Raw genomic sequence first — 20,079 nt, forward strand, 5'->3', positions numbered from 1 at the left:
CAAAAGCAAGAGCTTTTTTGATACTAAATTTTACTTAAGAAATAATAACAATGTCTAATGCAGTTTGGGTTATATCCTGCCGAGCAATTTGAATAGTCAAAAAATTTCCTAAATAAACTGTCACACTGGGCTGTAATTCAACAAATGCGGGCAAAATTTCTTGAGCATATTGATAATTTGTTGTCGCTAATAATTTTGAATTAACGAAAATTTGCTGCGGAGCTTGGGCCAGCTGAACTTTAAGAAGTGTTTGTTTATAGGGATTGAAGCCCTGATAGTTGCCTGTGGTGGGTTGAATTTGAATCAGAATTTGGTTGTCTTTTTGCTGACAACTCACCACAGTATGGATACCGTTGCCTTGTAAATAATCTTCGCTGACACCATCATCATCATAAATATCAGTTTGGGTTTTTTGTTTTCCCGGATAAAAACGCAATATTCGCAGTTGTTCATTAATCTCCTGAGGATTGTTGTTTAAATTATTTTCCGGAATAATGGCTCCTTGTTTAACAAAAACTGGAGTTTTCCAAAGCGGCGCTGCAAAATTATTCAATACTTGCCCTCCCTGATAGGTCTGGCCAGTAAAATAATCCTGCCAAAGATCTTTTTCCCCGGGAAGATAAATCCCGTTTCGAATATCATTACCGTGGACGTCCATATTGGTATTTTGATAGATAGGAGCCACCAGTAAATTATCTCCTATCAAAAATTCATGGTTCAAATCGGGAGTTTTGGTGAGATGCAAATTATCTGTATAGGCAGCCGGTCGCAATAAGGGTTTTCCCGCAAAAGTATTTTGATAAGCTGCTGTATAAAAATAAGGTAATAACTGACTTTTTAATTTTAAATAACAGCGATTAATTCGTTCATAGCGCCCGCCAAACGTGAAAGGAGTTTTATTTTCCGTACCCCAACCGTCCATATTTAATTGTAAAGGTGTAAAAGATTTCCATTGTAAGTCTCTTGTTTGAATAATAGGATGGCCTCCGCCATAAATCCCATCAATATCACTACCAACATTAGCTAATCCTGATAAAGAACTACTCAGGTAAGTGGGAATTTGATAACCAATATTCTCCCAGGTCCCTCCAGCCTGATCTCCTGTCCAAACTGCTGCATATTTTTGCGTGCCTGCCCAGCCATCAACGGTTAAAACTAACGGTCGTTGATTATGACCATATTTGCGCAAATAAAAAATAGTATCATATAAAGCATTAATTCCCGCCTGATAACCGCTGCCTACCCAAGCCACATCAGTCTTAACTGCAGCAATCTGGGCTTGGTCTACTTCTTTTTGCAGGTCCCGTTCATCGGCTGTGGGATGGAGCGGATTTTGGGGATGCAAATTTTCCTGTGTCCATAAACCGGTTTTTACACCGTATTGGCTGGCAAATTGGGAAAATTGTTTTAAGTTAAAAATATTTTGATCTAAACTCTGGGTCTGACCATAACCGGCCCCATAACCATCATTGGGTATAAACCAGCCTAAAGGCATCTGATGTTGACGATAGCGTTCAATAATTTGTCGAGCCGAAAATTGATAATTATCCTTTTCCCCATTTAAAGATTCTTTTTTCCAGTTGAGCTGACCTTGGCTATCTCGAATAAAATTGACTTCCCCATTCCCCCGAACAGCAGGTACCAAATTTTGTTGGCCAATCTGAATCTGCCCAGCACGCTGTTCATTAAAACTTTTCGGGTTCACTGGCTGATATTCTTTATAATATTTACCATCTTCAAACAGCCGCGCCCCGGCCGAATTGGCCGTCACCTCCACCCAAATATCACGATTATAGGCATTCAAATGTGCTGGATACCAGGCAAATTTGGGTAGTAGCAGCGGTAAGCCGGTTAATTGAAAATAGGACTGTAAAATTTCTTGGGGATTTTTTCCCAGCAAATAATAAGTATCCAATTTATCATCAACAAAATTGACAATCATTGTTTGAGGCTGTTGCAAATCATAATAACCTTTACTATAAGTATTGTTAACAATACCAAAACCCGCAGTTGACCACACAAAAGGCACTGGCGAAGTTATTCCCCGCTCCAGCCAATCATTGAGATTTTCAATCTTTAAAATCCGACCAGTTTGGTCATAATGACCATTTTGCATACCGCCACCAAAATAATGTGCCGCAGCATCATTTACCTTAATTACTGCTTGCAGATGATCGCACTGTTGTTGCGGTGGCAATTGCGTAAATAATAACTGGTGCTTGGGCTCAGTGAAACAAGTAATCTGACCTGTAGTAGTAATTTTTAAAGTAAGAGTTTTAGTTTGTAACAGATAACCATCTTTTTGAGACTGTACTTGAAAGTGTTGCAGAGGTAAAGTTTCAATAAAGGGAATTACTTTTTTCGTATCTAAATGACCGGTAGCAATAGTTCTATCACCGCCAGTATCGACTACATTATTTTTTAAAATGGAAGGTTGATGACTGGGATAAGGACCTTGATAGTAAACCACATGAAAAATATTCGCCGCTTTAAAAGATACTTGTACAGACCACTGATTCCTTAATTGTAAAACCAACGAGGAATGATAACGATTAACTGAAAGAGTCTTTTTTTTCATCTTAGTTTAACTGAATTACCACTTTTTTGGGAGCGTCACTCAGTTGTTCTCCTTTCTAATAATTAAGCAATAGCATTACACTTACGCTTATTCTACCTTAAAAATCACCAGATCACAGTTACAGATAATAAATTTTCATTAAGTCTCACATCAATAATTTTTTAAAAAATACAGCATTCTTGCAAAATCTTGAATTACTTATCCGTACAATAGCTATAATGGAGATTGTATTGTCATATTATTTTATTACAAGGAGAATTTCATTATGAATACGGCTAAACCGGAACTCACGCTTTCGGATCTCCAAACAGAGTTTAGTAAAATCTATCACACCCAACCCTGTGCCTATTATTTTGCCCCCGGACGAATTAATCTCATCGGGGAACATACAGATTATAACGGCGGTAAAGTCTTTCCCTGTGCCATCAGCCTTGGCACCTATGCTGCTGTAAAACCGCGCTCTGATCAAACTATGCGGCTTTATTCGGCCAATTTTGCAGATCAGGGTGTTGCTTCTTTTAATCTGAAGCAATTACATTACCAACCTAATGCTTGGATCAATTATCCGCAAGGAATGTTTAATTTTTGGCAAAAACACGGCTACAACTTAACCCATGGTTTTGATATTCTTATTGCGGGTAATATTCCAGCAGGTGGAGGCTTATCTTCTTCAGCTTCAATTGAAATGTTATTTGGCAAAATTCTCAGTGACTATTTTCCCAATTCGGCTACCGCTTTAGAATTAGTACAGATGGGACAAGAAGTAGAAAATGATTTTATTGGTGTTCAATCAGGAATCATGGATCAATTTGCTGTCGGTTTCGGACAAAAAGACACCGCTATTTTATTAGATACTAATACTTTGAAATATGAAATGATACCGCTTAATTTACAATCATATCAAATTGTGATTATGAATACTAATAAAAAGCGAACCTTAACCAATTCAAAATATAATCAGCGCCGTCAAGAATGTGAAGAAGCACTGCATCGTATTCGACAAGTTATTCCGTTGGCCAATCTAGGAGACCTAACTAAAGATCAATTTGATACTTATACTTATACGCTTCAAGATGAAATCTTAATTAAACGGGCTCGACATGCCGTTTTTGAAAATCAGCGCACTGAACAGGCAGCCTGTGCTTTGAAAAATAAGCAGTTACGGACTTTTGGACGTCTTCTCAATGCTTCTCATATTTCGTTAGAATATGATTATGAAGTAACAGGTCGTGAATTAGATGCTCTTGTTCATAGCGCTTGGCACCATGGTGCTTTAGGCGCCCGTATGACTGGGGCCGGTTTTGGGGGCTGTGCTTTAGCTTTAGTTCAGCAAAACCATTTGCAAGATTTTATACAAGCAGTCAATACTGATTATCAAGCACAAATCGGCTATCCTGCTGCTTTTTATCCTGCCAAAATTGTTTCTGGACCACACAAACTTAATTAAAAAGAAGACTGGAATATTGAAAAATTTAGCTCAACTTTTTGCAGATCAAATTATTGCCCAACATCGTAACTTTGAACCTTTAGACCGTACTTACTTAATTAATAAAATCTACGCTTTAGTCGGAGAGAAGAATTTGCAAGCACTGACCGCGCAGCTTAATTTACTAGAATTAGTGCATGCCTTAGTTCAAAGTGCGCAAAGTAATCATAAAATTAATAAAACTAAGGCGGCAGCAGATATTTTAGCCGCTCAACTCACAGACTTATATACTCCCCGCCCCAGTCAGATAAATGCTGCTTTTTGGAATTTTTATCAAATCAGCCCACAAGCAGCTACTGATTATTTTTATCAAATTTGTCAGCAGAATAATTATATTCAAACTGCAGCCAATGCTAAAAATATCTCTTACAATACGCAGACTAAATATGGAGAACTAGAAATTACTATTAATTTAGCCAAACCAGAAAAAGATCCTCAAAAAATTGCCCGCGCCAGCCGGCAAACCACCCACACTTATCCTGCAGATCAACTGTGTATGGATAACGAAGGTTATTTAGGCCGCGCCGATTTTGCAGCTCGTACTAATCACCGCATTATTCGCTTAAACTTAGGAGGAGAAATTTGGGGTTTTCAATATTCTCCTTATGCTTATTTTCCCGAGCATTGCATTTTCCTCTCACAAACGCAACGGCCGATGCATATCGATAGTCTGACGTTTTCTAATTTATTTGAAATAGTCCAATTATTCCCGCACTATTTTGTCGGCAGCAATGCTGATTTACCCATCGTAGGTGGTTCAGTATTAAGTCACGACCACTATCAAGGCGGGCGCCATGTTTTCCCGATGATGCAGGCTCCTCTACGAAAAAAATTTCACATGAACGCTTTTCCCAATATTCAAGCAGGCATTGTTCAGTGGCCTTTAAGTACGATTCGTTTAACTAGTGACGAGATTAGTCCTCTGATTCAAGCCAGCCAGCAGATTCTCACCCAATGGCAGCATTATAGAGATGAAACAGTAGCAGTGCGCGCGTGGTCCGGTAATGTAGCCCACCATACCATTACACCCATTGTTTATCGCTCATCACAACAATGGGTGATTGATTTAGTTTTGCGGGATAATCAAACTTCAAAGCAGTATCCAGATGGTATTTTTCATCCCCATGCAGATGTCCAACATATCAAAAAAGAAAATATTGGTTTGATTGAAGTTATGGGTCGGGCCATTCTTCCTGGGCGCTTACAACCAGAATTATTAGAAGTGAAAAAATTTTTGTTACAGCAGCCTAATCAGATTGCCGATTACCATTTACCATGGGCGCAACAATTGCAGCAAACTACTTTAATTACCCCGAATAATGTAGATGAAATTATTAAAAAATCTTTAGGGCAAATTTTTGCTCGGGTTCTAGAAGATGCTGGTGTCTTCAAAGACGACAAACGCGGGCATTTAGCCTTTGCACGTTTTATCCAGGCTCTTAATTAACGATAATTCAGCCAAATAGTAACAAAAATACTTTTTTTCCGGTTGCAGTGTGTATATAATAAGCGTTAACTTTCCAACGTAAAGGAGTCAAGTTAATGACGAGTTCAACTCCCAGCTACCAAGATAATGTCTCAGTTCAAAAACATCGCTGGCTTATTTTAACTGCGGTGGGTTTGTTTACTTTTATGTCTACTTTAGATGGCAGTATTGTTAATATTGCTTTGCCCATAATCAGCCGTGATTTGCATATTCCGATGAATCAGGCTGAATGGGTAGTTTCACTTTATTTAATTATTATTTGTTCTCTCTTACTGTTCTTCGGTAAACTCAGTGATAATTGGGGTAAAATTAAAATATTTCGGTGGGGAACGCTTTTATTCATTTTCGGATCTTTATTATCCGGCTGGCGAATTAATTTAATCTTTCTACTGATAGCCAGAATCATCCAAGCTATTGGTGCCGCTATGACGATGGCCACTAATAATGGTATTATTACCGAAATTTTCCCGAAAACTCAACGGGGTAAGGCTTTAGGACTTATCGGCTCTTTTGTGGCCTTGGGTTCAATTGCCGGACCCGGAATTGGCGGTTTACTGCTAGCCCATTTTAATTGGAGTTTTATTTTTTGGATTAATGTCCCTATTGGTTTAATAGCAATTATCGTTGGTTATTTTGTCTTTCCGCCAGATATTACCATCAATCACGGCGCACTAGACAAATTAGGCGCTGCGAGTTTTGCCATGACGATTATTGCTTTTTTTGGGGGGATTTTTCTGGGCCAACAAATAGGTTTTAAGCAAATTAGTATTCTGCTCTTGTTTATTTTTGCTTTGATTATGTTCGCTATTTTCATTAAGAATGAACTTCGCCAAACTTCTCCGTTACTTTCCTTTAGTCTGTTTAAAAATCTCAATTTTTCACTTAGTTTACTCTGTGCTCTGCTTATTTTTATTACTAATTTCTTCTTTAATGTAGTAACACCTTTTTACTTAGAAAATGCCCGTCAATTACCACCCAATCAAACCGGTTATATTTTGATGGTTTTCCCTATCATTCAAGTCATTGCTGCCCCATTAGCCGGTAGTGCTTCGGATAAAATTGGTCCTAAGCTGATTACTTTTATCGGTTTAATTTTTATTCTGCTCAGTCAAATCGGCTATACTCTCTGTAATCTGCACACTTCCATCTGGCTGTTCATAATTAGTGTTGCGCTAATGGGTTTAGGCAATGGTATTTTTAGTTCACCAAATAATTCATTAGTTATGAGTTCGGTAGCACAAAAAGATTTAGGCATTGCTGGTAGTATTAACTCGCTTGCCCGTAATTTAGGAATGGTAATCGGTATTTCTAGCGCCACCACCATTTTATTTGCTGCTATGAGTCACTATCGGGGTATGCATGTTACTAATTACTTACCCAAACATCCGGAAGTTTTTATTTATGGCATGCATACAGTTTTCTTTATTTCTTGCCTTATTTGTGTCATTGCAACTGGAATTACCGGTTGGCGACTTTTCACAAAAAATAATTAATTTTCTAAAAATCTATTAGCCCGAAAAACTGCTTTACAAATTAAAGGCACCAACACCGCAGCAGCTAAGCATTCCGGAAGGCCATTAGTCGCAACTAAGGCCAGCAAAATTCCGTTTAGAGCACTCGAAGCTACTTTATAGACGCTGACTAATGCAGAGGCAAAAAATACACGCATTAAAACTAAGACCGTTATTGTATTAGTCAATGATCCGATCACAGCAGCTACAGCCATCCTTACTGTTTGAGAATTGATGTGCGCTTTGGTGGATCGATAAACTACTCCTGCTAAATATCCTACTAAGACTCGTGGCAAAACAGCGATAACCGGATTAGTAAAAATCATAGTATCAAGAGGACTCGTTGGCGCCGTATACGCCCTAATAATTGTCCCAATTCCCCAAATTAGGCCAATTAAGGCTCCATCTGCCGGTCCTAAAATAATTGCCGCCACAATTACTGTTAAATGAATAATAGTAATATTCACTAAACCTAAGGGAATAAAACCAAGAAAAGGAGTTAACGATTGAATTAAAATAATAGCAATCAAAATAGCGCGAATAGCTAATTTATAAGCTTGTGTTTTTTTCATAGTTTCACCTAAAATAATTATTTAGTTAATTATATTATAAAAATTCCTTTCAATAATATAGCCAAAATCTTGCTTAAGCAAAACTTAACACATAAAATAGGTTAAAAATAAAATTGGCCGGTTATTTTAATCAAGGCCAGCTTTATAAGTCAGAAGAAAATCAATGAAGTGATAAAGCTGGCATTGTAGAAAAACTGATTAGAGCTAGCCTCAGTACCAATTTATTAAGGATAATTTTCGTATACAGGTGCTCTTTGTAATACAATCTTGACTTTACTCAGAATTACTTTAAAATTATTTTGTATAATCTAAGAAGAGGTTGCCTAACTTATTAGTAGATTTGTGAAGATAATGCTATATCTATGAAGCAAATTCAAAGGATTTTAGGCCGAAATTAACAACTGTAGCATCAGTAGTTAATTGGGACTAGACTAAATAAGCCTAGGACTGTCGCAACTAAAAGGTTGCGGAGCGCTATCGACGATTGTTTTACACGGCCTCTTAAATAAAAGAGGCTTTTAATCGTTTTTAGAGTTCTTCTTATCGAAAAGGGAGAATGATACATGTCGCAAACAAATTCAGTTCAACGTAATTTAAAAACCCGCCATGTCACAATGATTGCTTTAGGCGGTTGTATTGGAACCGGGTTATTTATGACGTCAGGTTCTACTATTTCCAAAGCGGGTCCTGGCGGCGGTTTAGTCGCTTACATCGCAATGGGATTAATGGTTTATTTTTTAATGACTAGTTTAGGCGAACTAGCGACTAACTTGCCGGTTTCGGGTTCTTTTGCTACATATAATGCCCGGTATGTTGATCCGGCTTTAGGCTTTGCCATGGGTTGGAATTATTGGTTTAACTGGGCAATTACTGTTGCCGTGGATATTTCTACAGCAGCTTTACTGATTCAATATTGGCTGCCGAAATCTCCTGGGTGGATCTGGAGTTTATTAGTTTTAATAGTAATTTTTCTCATTAACGCCCTTACAGTCTCCACGTTTGGAGAAACGGAATACTGGCTTTCTATCATTAAAGTGACGACCGTCATTATCTTTTTAATTATTGGTTTTGCCATGATTTTTGGGATTATGAATGGTCCTGCCGTTGGTTTAAAAAATTTCACTTACAAAAAAGCCCCCTTTGTTGGTGGTATTCCTGCAATTATTAATGTCTTTTTAATTGCCGGGTTCTCTTTTCAAGGAACTGAATTAATTGGTGTAACAGCTGGTGAGTCGGAAGATCCGACAAAGGCTGTTCCTAAAGCCATTAATGATGTTTTTTGGCGTATTTTATTATTCTACATTCTTTCCATTTTTGTTATTGCTGCTCTGATTCCTTACACCAGTCCTAATTTACTGAGTGCTGCTAATGGAAATATTGCCGTTTCACCTTTTACTTTAGTTTTTAAAAGAGCCGGATTAGCTTTTGCTGCCAGCTTTATGAATGCTGTGGTTTTAACTTCCGTTTTATCTTCAGCTAATTCTGGAGCTTATGCTTCGACAAGGATGCTATATTCTTTAGCTCAAGATAAATATGCTCCACAAATTTTTGCTAAGACCACTAAAGGTGGTATTCCTTTTTATGCCTTATTAGCAACGATTCTTGTTTCTCTGCTGACTTTTACTACTAGTATTTTTGGGCAAAAAATTTATATGTGGTTGGTAGCTGCCTCAGGCTTAACTGGTTTTATTGCTTGGGTAGGGATTGCTCTGAGTCATTATCGCTTTCGGCGCGCCTTTATTAAACAAGGCCATCAATTAAGCGAATTAAAATATCATGCAAAATTATTCCCTTTGGGACCTATTATTGCCTTAATCCTTTGTATTATTGTCATCGGCGGCCAAAATATTGAAGCTTTTGTTAAATGGGATTGGCAGCAGATTGGTATTACTTATATTAGTGTTCCGTTAGTTTTAATTTTGTACTTTGGTTATAAATGGAAACATCATACTAAAATTATTCCGTTAGATGAAATTGATGTATCAAGTGAGATCTAACCTATATAAAAAATCCCGTAATTAATATTATGGGATTTTTTATATAGTCATAGTTTTAATTAGAAATCAAACAGGCTACAGCTTCATAAGGACGTAACGTAATTTTTGAAGGTATTGTAGTTAAATGCAAGTGATAATTACTAATTAGTACCTGTGCTGGTTGTTGTTGATACAGAAGAGGTATTTTAAAAACCGTCTGTTGAGCAAAAAAATTATTGAAAACTAAAAGGACTTGTCGTTGATATTTACGCACATAAGCAAATACTTGTGGATGATCCAAATTTAAGGGGTGATAATCACCCTGAACAATTACAGGATAAGTTTTACGTAACTTAATTAATTTTTGATAATAATTAAAAATTTCCCCATGAGCTAATTCTGCGGCAACATTTATTTGCTGCTGTCCAGTAGGACGTAACCACGGCTGTCCCTTAGTAAAACCAGCCTTAGGACTGGCATCCCAATGCATGGGTGTGCGACTATTATCGCGTGATCTTTCATGAATAATTGCTAATGCCTGCTGTTTGGAGCAGCCCTCTTTTAATAATTTTTTATAAGCATTTTTGGTTTCTACATCAACGTAGTCTTCGATAGTCCGATAATCAGGATTAATCATCCCAATTTCTTCACCTTGATAAATATAAGGCGTTCCACGCAATAAATGTATACTAGTAGCCAACATTTCTGCAGATTTCTCTCGATAATTTATTGGATCACCAAACCGGCTTAAGGCCCATGGCTGATCATGATTATTCCAAAATAAAGCATTCCACCCGCCTTCTTGATTCATCCGGAGTTGCCAAGTATTAAGGGTTTTTTTCAGTTTGGAAAAATCAAACAGAGGTTTCGTCCATTTTTGATTATTTTGATAATCAGCTTTTAAATGATGAAAGTTAAAGACCATATTTAATTGATGTTGATCAGCTCTGGTATACATAATAGAAGATTCGATATTAGCTGAAGACATTTCTCCAACGGTTACTATCTGTTTGTCTTGGCCAAAAGTTGCTTGATTTAATTCCTGCAGATATTGTTGCACAATTGGGGTATCCGTATACATAGTTTTGTTATCAATTCCCGCAGGTGCATCCTGAAGTTTTTCGTCTTTACCAATAACATTTATAACATCAAAACGAAAGCCCTTTACTCCTTTTTGCCGCCAAAAATTGACAACTCGGAATAATTCTTGACGTACTTGGGGATTATGCCAATCAAGGTCTGCCTGAGATGAATCAAACAGGTGTAAATAATATTTACCTGTATCTCCGAAAGAAGACCAAGCAGGACCTCCAAATTTGGAAGTCCAGTGATTAGGTAAATCACCGTTGGCCTTGGGTTCGCGGATATAAAAGAATTTTTGATATTTTTTATCTCCTGCTACTGCCTTTTGAAACCACTCATGCTCTGTAGAACAGTGATTTAACACCATATCTAGCATTACTCCGATGTTATGAGCGGACAATCTACGCACCAGCTCTTCAAAATCAGCCATAGTCCCAAATTTAGGATCGATGGCATAATAATCAGAAATATCATAGCCGTTATCATTCTGGGGGGAAACATAAAATGGATTAAACCAAATCATATCAATATTTAATCTGGTTAAATAAGGTATTTTAGCAATAATTCCCGGTAAGTCACCAATACCATCATTATTACTATCATAAAAAGACTTGGGATAGATTTGATAAATGACTTGCTCTCTAAAATCCACAGAAAAACCTCCTTACAATTTTTTACGATGTGCAAAATCCACAAATTTAAACTTATCAGGACGATGCATGGAAATAGTATATTGAAAAAAGGATGTATCTTGTAAATAAGTAAGACTTCGAACAAAAACTACTAAATCTGTAGTCGCCAGTTTTAAAAGCTTAGTAATATCTGCTGGGGCAGTTTCTACAGTAATCATTTTCGTTGCATACGCTATTTTTAAGCCTAAATCATTTTCAAAATAAGAATATAATGAATTTTGTGCTTGCTCTTCAGTAATTACAGGCACAAATTTTTTTAAGATATAATCTTCGTCCACTATTACCGGTTCTTCATTAACAATTCGCAAACGCTGGATAAAAGTAGCTGGCGGCTGCCTTAAACGCATTCGTGAACTGATGTCTGCAGGTAGTTGCTGATTTTTTAGCTGTAATACTTTAGTTTGAGCGCGCATTTGCTCACTTTGATTCAATTCATTGAAAGTTACAATATCAGAAACGGGAAAAGCAAAACGCGCCGTATTCAAAACTATAGAGCCTTTACCTTTAACTTTTTGAATCAGACCAGCTACGCTTAATTCAGCAAGCGCTTTTCTGATGGTTTCACGTGAGGTGTTATAAAGGCGGGTTAAATCAGTTTCACTAGGCAGCAATTCCCCCGTAGCATATTGTCCATGCTTTATTTTCTCAGATAAATCTTGTGCAATTTGCCAATACTTGCAAACTACCATATATCAAGCCTCCTTTTTAAATTATTATATCATACTTGTATATACATGTTTAAATAATAAAATTATTGCTATTTTAAAGCTAATGTGCCATTTATTTAACATATATGTACATGTAATCGATGATTAATCAACACATTTTCTAAACTGTTAACATCAAAAACAACTGTAATTAGACAGCAATATTTTTTAGTGATAAATTACATTGCAAAAGACTTTCTCGCCTTTTCATTAGTCTCACAAGCTATTTTCTTTGTAAATTGAAGTAAATATGATTTAATGGAAAGAAGAGAATTTTCTTTGGAAATTATTATTTTGTTGAAATTGGAGGTAATTTTTGTATGCCGGCAATAGAACGAGTGAAAGATAAGGCTCTTTCTAAATTTACATCATTAGTTTATCTGTATACGGGATTAGGAATTACTTTTTGGCTCTTAGCTGCTTTCGCTTTGGCTAAAAATCAAGCATTCACGGTTCCGCTACTATCTTGGGGCGCTCAGCACCAGATTCTCTTTACTATTTTAGCTGTTGCAGTTCCTTTAGTTTTTTTAAGCCTCTGTCAACGTTTTGCTCAACGTTCTTATTTTTTAACTTTTGTCTGTTATTTGGCCTTTTTAGCTGCTTTTTCGATACTAGGCGTTCCTATTTTCTATTCTTATTCTGCTAAAAGTATCGTTCAAGCTTTATGTATGAGCGCCATTGCTTTTATAGTGATGGCTGGTTACGGCTATGTAACAAAAACTGATTTAATGACTTGGAGCAGAACATTAATGACAGGCTTAATTGCTGTCATTATTGTATCTATTTTAAATTTGGTACTATTTAAAAGCACTATTATGATGTTAATTATTAGTGCTGTGACCACAATTTTATTTCTTGGTTTAATTGCTTGGGATTCGCAAAATTTAAAAAGAATTTATTATCAAAGTCAAGGAGCTAATTTAGGAGCGATCGCATTAGTAGCTTCTGTCAATTTGGTACTAGATTTTATTAATTTATTCTTAAGTCTGTTATCTCTTTTCGGCAATGATAACTAAAAAATAAAACTTAGAAACTGCTCTTTTTTAAGGGCAGTTTTTTTAATTTAAGGAGGAATTTTCTTGTCCCGTAAATTAAAAAGTTGGACAACTTTAGTCGGTATTATCGCTCTTACTAGTGTAACTCGGTTAGATTCAATCATGGCCCCTTCGCTAGTCAAAATTCAGCAATCATTTCCACAGGCTGATCCTACTCAGGTAGAATCGATTGCTTCCATTGGTGATGTAGCTTCTATGGTAGCTTCTTTTATTTTTGGCTTTATTCTAACGCGCATTACCTATAAACAAGCTGCTGTTTTGGGCTTATCACTCTTAGCTGCGGGCGGCTTATTACCTCTGTGGATTCATCAAAATGTTTCGCAATTAATTATTTTTGCCTTAATAGTGGGCTTAGGTAGTGGTGCTATCACTACTGTTTTGCCTAGTTTATCAGCTGCAGCTTATCAAGGTGAACGGCGATCGGATCAATTTGGCTTTAACGTAGCTTTAGAAGATGGTTTTGCGATGGTTTGGATTGTTATAGGCGGCTATTTAGCCAATATTAGTTGGTTGCATAATTACTATGTCTACACTATTACCATTATCGCGTTAATTTTAGCAATTTTATTTGTACCCAATATTCACCCGACTGATAATGAGGTCACTAATAATAAAATGAATGTTTCCCAAAAGAATCAATGGGGTTTAATCATTGCTTTAGTTATTATCTCTATGTTGGTGGAAGTTTTGGTTGCTGTCATGACCAACAAAATGGCGCTGTATCTGCATTACTATCATATTGGTGGCCCTAGTACTGCTGGCAAAGCTTTATTATTCGTACGCGCAGCTTCCATTGTCGCTGGTATTGGAATTAGTGTTTATCGTAAAACTTTTGGTCATTATCTTTTAGCTGCCGGTTTTAGTTCAATTATTTTAGGAGCAGTAATTCTAATTTATGTGCATACTTTTTGGACCAGTGCGCTAGCGGCATTTTTGATCGGTACCGGTGGATCTATTGCTTTAATTACTATTCCTTTTCTTCTATCTAATTTAGCTTCCGCGAAAGTTTACCCCATTGTCATGGGAACTTTTTCGGCTTTAACTAGTTTAGGCTTTGCCTTTTCTGCTTGGTTCTTTAAATATACTGCTCCAATTTTTAGCAGCAATAATTTAATAGGAACTTTTTGGGCAATGATCACTTTGAGTGTTATTATTATCTTAGTATTATTGTTTTCTCAAATTCAAAAAAAGGCAAGTGTATAAGGAGGGTTTTTAAATGAAACTGGGTTTTATTGGAACTGGTGTTATGGGTAATGCCATTGCTTCTAATCTGCAAAAAGCTGGTTATGAGCTCTGGGTTTATAATCGAACTAAAGCTAAAACTGATAATTTGGTTGCCGCTGGAGCTACCTGGTGTGCTACCCCTCAAGAAGTAACTGAAAAAACTGATATTATTTTTACAATGTTAGGCTTTCCCCAAGATGTCGAACAGGTTTATTATGACAGTCAAGGTATTTTTCAAGCCGATGTTCAAAATAAAATTCTGGTAGATATGACTACCTCTAAACCCCAATTAGCGCAAAGAATTTTTCAAACTGGTCAAAAAAAGGGTGCTCAAGTTTTAGATGCTCCAGTATCTGGTGGTGATATTGGTGCCAAAAACGGTACTTTAACCATTATGGTCGGTGGCCAACAAGCGACCTTTGACAAACTTCAACCCTTATTTCAAGCTGTCAGCTCTAAAGCCCAACTCTTTGGTCCTGCCGGTGCCGGCCAAAATACCAAAATGGCTAATCAGATTATGATTGCCGGTACTATGACTGGTATGAGTGAGATGTTAGTGTACGCTAAAGCTGCCGGCTTAGATTTAAATAAAGTTTTAGAAACTGTTGGTGCCGGCAGTGCAGCTAATTGGAGTTTAACTAACTATGGCCCCCGGATCTTAAAGGGTGATTATAACCCGGGATTTTTCAGTAAACATTTCTTAAAGGACTTACGGATTGCCCTAGATACAGCTGCGGAAATGAAAATTGATTTACCAGCTACAAAACAGGCGAAAGAACTCTACGAAAAATTAGTTGATGACAAGAAATTAGGCGATTTAGGTACTCAGGCCTTAGTAAAATTATGGTGGTAATTAGTTTATATCCGTTTTAATTTAAAAATTATATAAGATAAATTGGTGATAATTTAAGAAAGTAGCGCAAATCAAAAAGATTTTGCTACTTTCTTCTTTTTTAGAGACAGCTGTATAAAATGTCATTAGTTGGAAATGGGAAAATTTTGTTTTCACAACTTTATTAACTCTCTTTTTACCCTCTGGTCTGTTATGATATTAACTAAGAAGTGTATGAGGTGATCAGCCATGCTGAATTTACAACATTTAAAAAAATATTATCAAGTCGGAGATACTACCACTAAAGCACTCGATGACGTCAATGTGAATTTTCGTGATCGTGAATTTGTAGCGATTTTAGGGACATCAGGTTCTGGAAAAACTACTTTGCTAAATGTCATCGGTGGCTTAGATCGCTATGATTCAGGTAATCTCATTATTAATGGCAAATCCACCCAAAACTTTCAAGAACAAGATTGGGATGCTTACCGTAATAATACTGTAGGCTTTATTTTCCAAGATTATAATATTATCAGCCATTTAAATATTTTGGACAATGTTACTTTAGGCATGACTTTGAGTGGTGTTGATGCAGCTACGAAAAAAAAGCGGGCACAAGAAGCTCTCACCCGCGTTGGATTGAAAAATCACATCCATAAAAAACCTAGCCAATTATCAGGTGGTCAATTGCAACGAGTTGCCATTGCCCGGGCTTTGGCCAACGATCCTCAAATTTTACTAGCTGATGAGCCGACAGGTGCTTTAGATACTAATACTAGTCAAGAAATTATGGCTCTAATTAAAGAGTTGGCTCAAGATCGTTTAGTTATTATGGTTACCCATAATCCACAGTTAGCAAAACAGTATGCTGATCGGATTATTAACTTTTCCGATGGTAAAATTTTAACTGACTCTAACCCGGAACAAACAGTTCTGGACTCGGAAAGTTTCCATCCGCGACGTACAAAAATGAGTTTTGCTACTGCTTTAAAACTCTCCTTTACCAATATTATTACCAAAAAAGGGCGGACCTTTTTAACCATGTTGGCTTCCAGTATTGGTATTATCAGTATTGGTATCGTCTTAGCTTTGTCTAATGGTTTTCAAAAACAAATTGATAAAACTCAAGCTGAGGCCTTGTCTCAATTTCCGGTTACCATTTCTCAAGTCACTTCAGATTCCAAGCAGTATCAAAGTGAAGCTAATCAAAACAGCAATAAATCATTTCCTAAAAATAATCGTGTCATCGCCAAAGTCAATCCGGTTAACGCCGCACAACATTTTAATCAGATTACTCCTGCTTATGTACGTTACGTTAATCAAATTAATGCAACCGATGCGCGCAATATTGCTTTGACTTATACAACTGGATTTAACTTACTGCGGCAAGTTCACGGCAAGTATCGTCCCATAACTTTTGCAGTTTCTCGTAACGACACTATTAATAATTCGCAAAATCTCATGTCGGCTAGTGTCGGTGTCGGCGGCAGTGTTTATCCGGTAAATCGCAATGGTCGCCAAACTTTTCTACGCAAAAATTATCATGTCTTAGCTGGTCGTTATCCGCAGAAAGCAAATGAAATTGTCCTGATTGCCAATAAACAAAATGCGGTTAACTTAGATGCACTGAAAAACGCTGGTTTTACTTTTCAAAATAAAGAAAAACTAGACCCTGATCAAATTCTCAAAACTAAAATCAAACTAGTGGCTAATGATGATTTTTATACAAAGCTGCCGACAGGAAACTTTATTCCTAATCAAAACTATCAACAGCTGGCCCAGGCTCCAAAAACTAAAACTTTAAAAGTAGTTGGTATTTTACGTACCTCCAATAAAAATTCCGACGGCTTATTAGCAGGTGGTTTCGCTTATTCTGACCATTTGACTAAAGAAGTAATGCAGCTTAATAAAAATTCCGCTATCGTGCAAGCCCAAAAAAGCAGTTCGATCAACGTTTTAACTAATGAGCAATTGAACAGTGAGCAAAAAGCCCTTTTGTTAACCACTTTAGGCGGCCGCAAAACTCCTAGCATGATTCAAATTTATCCTAACAGCTTCGATGAAAAAGATCATATTACTAGTTATCTTGACCGTTACAATCGTGGAAAATCTAAAGCTCAAACTGTCATTTATAACGATTTAGCTGGTAACATTACCAGTATTACCGGCGGCTTAATGAACGCTATTACTTACGTCCTTGTAGGCTTTGCAGCTATTTCTTTAATTACATCAATTATTATGATTGCTATCATTACTTATACTTCCGTAATTGAACGTACTAAAGAAATTGGTGTTTTAAAAGCCTTGGGTGCTCGTAAAAAAGATATTACCCGTGTCTTTGACGCTGAAACTACTATTCTGGGCTTAGGATCCGGCATCCTCGGTATCGTTATTGCTTGGCTTTTAACTTTTCCAGCTAATGCTATTTTATATAATTTAACCAACCTGACTCACGTTGCTCAACTTAATCCGCTCCATGCTGTTATCTTAGTTATTATTAGTACGATCCTAACTGTTTTAGGCGGACATATCCCTGCGCGAATGGCCGCTAAGAAAAATGCTGCTATTGCTCTTCGTTCTGAGTAATAAAAAAATAAATCCCACAATGCAGTTCTTCTTATCATTACGGGATTTATTAGAATTATTTATTAGCAGCCTCAACTGCTTGAATAAGAGCATTACGAAAACCTGTAGCTTCTAATTCTGCGACCCCTCTAATAGTGGACCCGCCCGGAGTTGTAACTTCATCTTTTAATTGCCCCGGATGTTGTTGGGTTTTCTGAGCCAATTGAGCTGTTCCTAATAGCATTTGTGTAATAATTTGATAAGATTGCTGTCGGGGTATACCATTAATTACAGCAGCATCACTCAAAGCTTCCATCATGATATCTACAAAAGCTGGTGTACAACCGGCAACTGTTCCGTAAATTCCTAATAGCTTTTCGGGAACAACGTAAACCTGCCCTAATTTTTGAAAAAGATTAATTACTAAATTACGATTGGTTTCTGATTCTTGATCAGCAAAACTTAAAGCCGTGATTCCGGCATTTATTTGCACCGGAGTATTCGGTACCGCTTTGACAAAACTGGTATCTACTGGTAATTCAGCATTAACAGCCGTTAAGTCTCCTCCAGAAGTAGAAACGATTAAACCATGATAATGGGCTTTTAACTGTTCTAAAATGGCTTTTAGTGCACTTTGAGGAACAGCCACAATTACTATTTCATTAACATTTAAAGCGGAATAATCATTGGCTAGGAAAAGATGATACTTTTGAGCAACTTTTTGTGCTGTATGATGCTGACTTTTCAAAACCATGATATCCTGATTATTCACTTGGGAGCTTAACAAACCTTTGATGATAGCTTGTCCAATTTTTCCCACACCGATAAAACCAATTTTCATAATATTACACCTCTTTATAATTAAATCTAACACATTTTTTCTCAATAATTTACGGATAATTCAGGCCTTTTTCTTAAAAATTTATTAATTATTGGTTTCAAAGCGGCTAATGCGTTAAAATGCTAAGTAGTGATATATGAATTTTTAAAATGTAGTTTCAGGGGGTTTTCCACGTATGAAAGTAACTAAATTATTAACTGGTGGAGTCTTGGTAATTATGTCAATTATAGTTGTTATCCAATTTAAATTTGACAGTTTTATTCAAGCGCTCTTAGGTTATGCTGATCTAGGGGCAACTGCCAGTATTTTATTGGCAATTGCCTTATTAGTAGCTGGAGCTATTTATATTATCTGTCATTCCAGCACTAGTATTGTGCCCCCGATTATTAGCTTCATTATTTTACTACTGGGCGGTATTATGGGTATTTTTAATGCCACCCGTTTCCCAGGGCTAATGTTGTGGTCTTGGGCGGCAATCGCTATTGGTTTAATAATGGCTATTATTACGATCATTATGGATTATTTCTTTGAACCGGCAATCGATCAATATGGCAATTCCCATAGTAATAGTTACTATGACAATAATTACCAGGCACCTAATAACTTTAATTCCAATAATTATCCTAATCAACAGTCCAATATGAACCCGCCTGTCGCCCCACCTAATAATCAAGCCCAGGCCTATAATAACAATTATTCTAACAACTATCCTAATAATCAGAATTCTTTAGACGCGGCTAATAATTCTTATAATAACTACGCTCCTAATTATAATAACTATCAAAATCCTTCCGCTACCCCCGAACAGCAACAATCACCCCAGGTGCCGCCGCAAAATAATTATCAAACTCCCCCCCAGAATTCTAATAATTATTACCCGCCGCAGCCTCCAGTGGACTCTAATCAGCCTAACTATGCCCCGAATTCTAATTATGAAAATAATATTCCATCTTCTCAACAATCAAACCCGGGCAATAATGGTTACCCATCGAACAATTATGGCAATACCCCTTATCCGCCGCAAAATCAGATGCCTGCAGCTCCCAACTCTAGCCAAAATGTTCCTCCAAAAGCGCCGCAACCTCCTAAAACCTATAAAAGACAATTTAAGGCTCGTGATCGCCAGCGTTAATTTTTAAAAAAATACCAATTTAAAGCAATTTTTCTTCACAATTTCATCATAATTTATTACTATACTAGCGCTGTAGTCAATTGAGAGATTGATTATAACATATAAATTGTATTCACATCCTTACTCCTCCGAAAGTGCCAGTGTTACTGGTACTTTTTTTAATCGAACAAATAAGCGGTTTCATATTTTGTTAAAGGTTCTAAAGCGAATTAAATATTTTTATTAATTTATTTTCAAATTTGTTTTAAAATGTTGCTCTGTCGGGATTCTTTCTTCGGTTTTAATTTGTAATTCCCACCATTTACAAGTATGATAAGAGATGTATAAGTACATAAATTT

14 protein-coding genes and 1 riboswitch are annotated in these 20,079 nt (G+C 36.7%); of the genes, 9 read left to right on the plus strand and 5 right to left on the minus strand.

What is annotated here, in order from left to right:
* Window positions 1-34: 34 nt before the first annotated feature.
* Window positions 35-2,578, minus strand: coding sequence for a TIM-barrel domain-containing protein (locus tag JG29_RS07735; RefSeq protein ID WP_052696340.1), 2,544 nt, complete (start codon window positions 2,576-2,578; stop codon window positions 35-37).
* A gap of 265 nt (window positions 2,579-2,843) precedes the next feature.
* Here JG29_RS07735 and JG29_RS07740 point away from each other — a divergent pair, with 265 nt between their 5' ends.
* From JG29_RS07740 to JG29_RS07750, 3 genes are all read left to right on the plus strand, one after another.
* Window positions 2,844-4,025 carry a galactokinase gene (locus JG29_RS07740; protein ID WP_045923372.1) on the plus strand — a complete coding sequence of 394 codons (1,182 nt, stop codon included), beginning with the start codon at window positions 2,844-2,846 and terminating at the stop codon, window positions 4,023-4,025.
* Window positions 4,026-4,041: 16 nt separating this feature from the next.
* Complete coding sequence (gene galT / locus JG29_RS07745) at window positions 4,042-5,511, plus strand: UDP-glucose--hexose-1-phosphate uridylyltransferase (protein WP_045923373.1); 1,470 nt, start codon at window positions 4,042-4,044, stop codon at window positions 5,509-5,511.
* A 95-nt stretch (window positions 5,512-5,606) separates the two neighbouring features.
* Window positions 5,607-7,043: an MFS transporter gene (locus JG29_RS07750; protein ID WP_045923374.1), complete on the plus strand. Its 1,437-nt coding sequence runs from the start codon at window positions 5,607-5,609 to the stop codon at window positions 7,041-7,043.
* On the opposite strand, the gene JG29_RS07755 is transcribed toward JG29_RS07750, so the two are convergent.
* The gene (locus JG29_RS07755) at window positions 7,040-7,633 is read right to left on the minus strand and encodes an ECF transporter S component (protein ID WP_045923375.1); all 594 of its coding nucleotides are present in this window, start codon (window positions 7,631-7,633) and stop codon (window positions 7,040-7,042) included. The genes JG29_RS07750 and JG29_RS07755 overlap by 4 nt on opposite strands.
* Window positions 7,634-7,938: 305 nt before the next feature.
* Window positions 7,939-8,118, plus strand: a riboswitch (Lysine riboswitch).
* Between the two features lie 78 nt (window positions 8,119-8,196).
* On the opposite strand from JG29_RS07755, the gene JG29_RS07760 reads away from it, so the two are divergent.
* Complete coding sequence (locus tag JG29_RS07760) at window positions 8,197-9,630, plus strand: amino acid permease (RefSeq protein ID WP_045923376.1); 1,434 nt, start codon at window positions 8,197-8,199, stop codon at window positions 9,628-9,630.
* A gap of 55 nt (window positions 9,631-9,685) precedes the next feature.
* Here the strand turns inward: JG29_RS07760 and treC are convergent, their stop codons facing one another.
* Together treC and treR are read right to left on the minus strand one after the other, a co-directional pair.
* Entirely contained in the window at window positions 9,686-11,344 is a 1,659-nt protein-coding gene (gene treC / locus JG29_RS07765) for an alpha,alpha-phosphotrehalase (protein ID WP_045923377.1), read from the minus strand.
* 12 nt (window positions 11,345-11,356) lie between these two features.
* Window positions 11,357-12,073, minus strand: a complete 717-nt coding sequence (gene treR, locus JG29_RS07770) for a trehalose operon repressor (protein WP_045923378.1) — start codon at window positions 12,071-12,073, stop codon at window positions 11,357-11,359.
* Window positions 12,074-12,411: 338 nt separating this feature from the next.
* Between treR and JG29_RS07775 the strand changes: the two genes are divergently transcribed.
* The 4 genes from JG29_RS07775 (at window position 12,412) to JG29_RS07790 (ending at window position 17,788) form a co-directional block, all read left to right on the plus strand.
* Window positions 12,412-13,107: a Bax inhibitor-1/YccA family protein gene (locus tag JG29_RS07775; protein ID WP_045923379.1), complete on the plus strand. Its 696-nt coding sequence runs from the start codon at window positions 12,412-12,414 to the stop codon at window positions 13,105-13,107.
* Between the two features lie 63 nt (window positions 13,108-13,170).
* Window positions 13,171-14,349 (plus strand): MFS transporter, encoded by a 1,179-nt coding sequence (locus JG29_RS07780; protein WP_045923380.1) that lies wholly within the window; start codon window positions 13,171-13,173, stop codon window positions 14,347-14,349.
* Window positions 14,350-14,362: 13 nt separating this feature from the next.
* The gene (locus JG29_RS07785) at window positions 14,363-15,223 is read left to right on the plus strand and encodes an NAD(P)-dependent oxidoreductase (protein ID WP_045923381.1); all 861 of its coding nucleotides are present in this window, start codon (window positions 14,363-14,365) and stop codon (window positions 15,221-15,223) included.
* Window positions 15,224-15,451: 228 nt separating this feature from the next.
* On the plus strand, window positions 15,452-17,788 hold the full coding sequence (locus tag JG29_RS07790) for an ABC transporter ATP-binding protein/permease (RefSeq protein ID WP_045923382.1): 2,337 nt from the start codon (window positions 15,452-15,454) through the stop codon (window positions 17,786-17,788).
* A 55-nt stretch (window positions 17,789-17,843) separates the two neighbouring features.
* Here JG29_RS07790 and proC read toward each other — a convergent pair whose 3' ends face one another.
* Entirely contained in the window at window positions 17,844-18,608 is a 765-nt protein-coding gene (proC, locus tag JG29_RS07795) for a pyrroline-5-carboxylate reductase (protein WP_045923383.1), read from the minus strand.
* 175 nt (window positions 18,609-18,783) lie between these two features.
* On the opposite strand from proC, the gene JG29_RS07800 reads away from it, so the two are divergent.
* Entirely contained in the window at window positions 18,784-19,740 is a 957-nt protein-coding gene (locus JG29_RS07800; RefSeq protein WP_045923384.1) for a DUF308 domain-containing protein, read from the plus strand.
* Window positions 19,741-20,079: the final 339 nt, after the last annotated feature.

Source organism: Bombilactobacillus mellis (assembly GCF_000967245.1).
GTDB lineage: Bacteria > Bacillota > Bacilli > Lactobacillales > Lactobacillaceae > Bombilactobacillus > Bombilactobacillus mellis.

Coding starts and splice junctions, on each gene's coding strand:
- JG29_RS07735 (WP_052696340.1), bottom strand. CDS start 2,578: ATGAAAAAAAAGACTCTTTCAGTTAATCGTTATCATTCCTCGTTGGTT.
- JG29_RS07740 (WP_045923372.1), top strand. CDS start 2,844: ATGAATACGGCTAAACCGGAACTCACGCTTTCGGATCTCCAAACAGAG.
- JG29_RS07750 (WP_045923374.1), top strand. CDS start 5,607: ATGACGAGTTCAACTCCCAGCTACCAAGATAATGTCTCAGTTCAAAAA.
- JG29_RS07755 (WP_045923375.1), bottom strand. CDS start 7,633: ATGAAAAAAACACAAGCTTATAAATTAGCTATTCGCGCTATTTTGATT.
- JG29_RS07760 (WP_045923376.1), top strand. CDS start 8,197: ATGTCGCAAACAAATTCAGTTCAACGTAATTTAAAAACCCGCCATGTC.
- treR (WP_045923378.1), bottom strand. CDS start 12,073: ATGGTAGTTTGCAAGTATTGGCAAATTGCACAAGATTTATCTGAGAAA.
- JG29_RS07775 (WP_045923379.1), top strand. CDS start 12,412: ATGCCGGCAATAGAACGAGTGAAAGATAAGGCTCTTTCTAAATTTACA.
- JG29_RS07785 (WP_045923381.1), top strand. CDS start 14,363: ATGAAACTGGGTTTTATTGGAACTGGTGTTATGGGTAATGCCATTGCT.
- JG29_RS07790 (WP_045923382.1), top strand. CDS start 15,452: ATGCTGAATTTACAACATTTAAAAAAATATTATCAAGTCGGAGATACT.
- proC (WP_045923383.1), bottom strand. CDS start 18,608: ATGAAAATTGGTTTTATCGGTGTGGGAAAAATTGGACAAGCTATCATC.
- JG29_RS07800 (WP_045923384.1), top strand. CDS start 18,784: ATGAAAGTAACTAAATTATTAACTGGTGGAGTCTTGGTAATTATGTCA.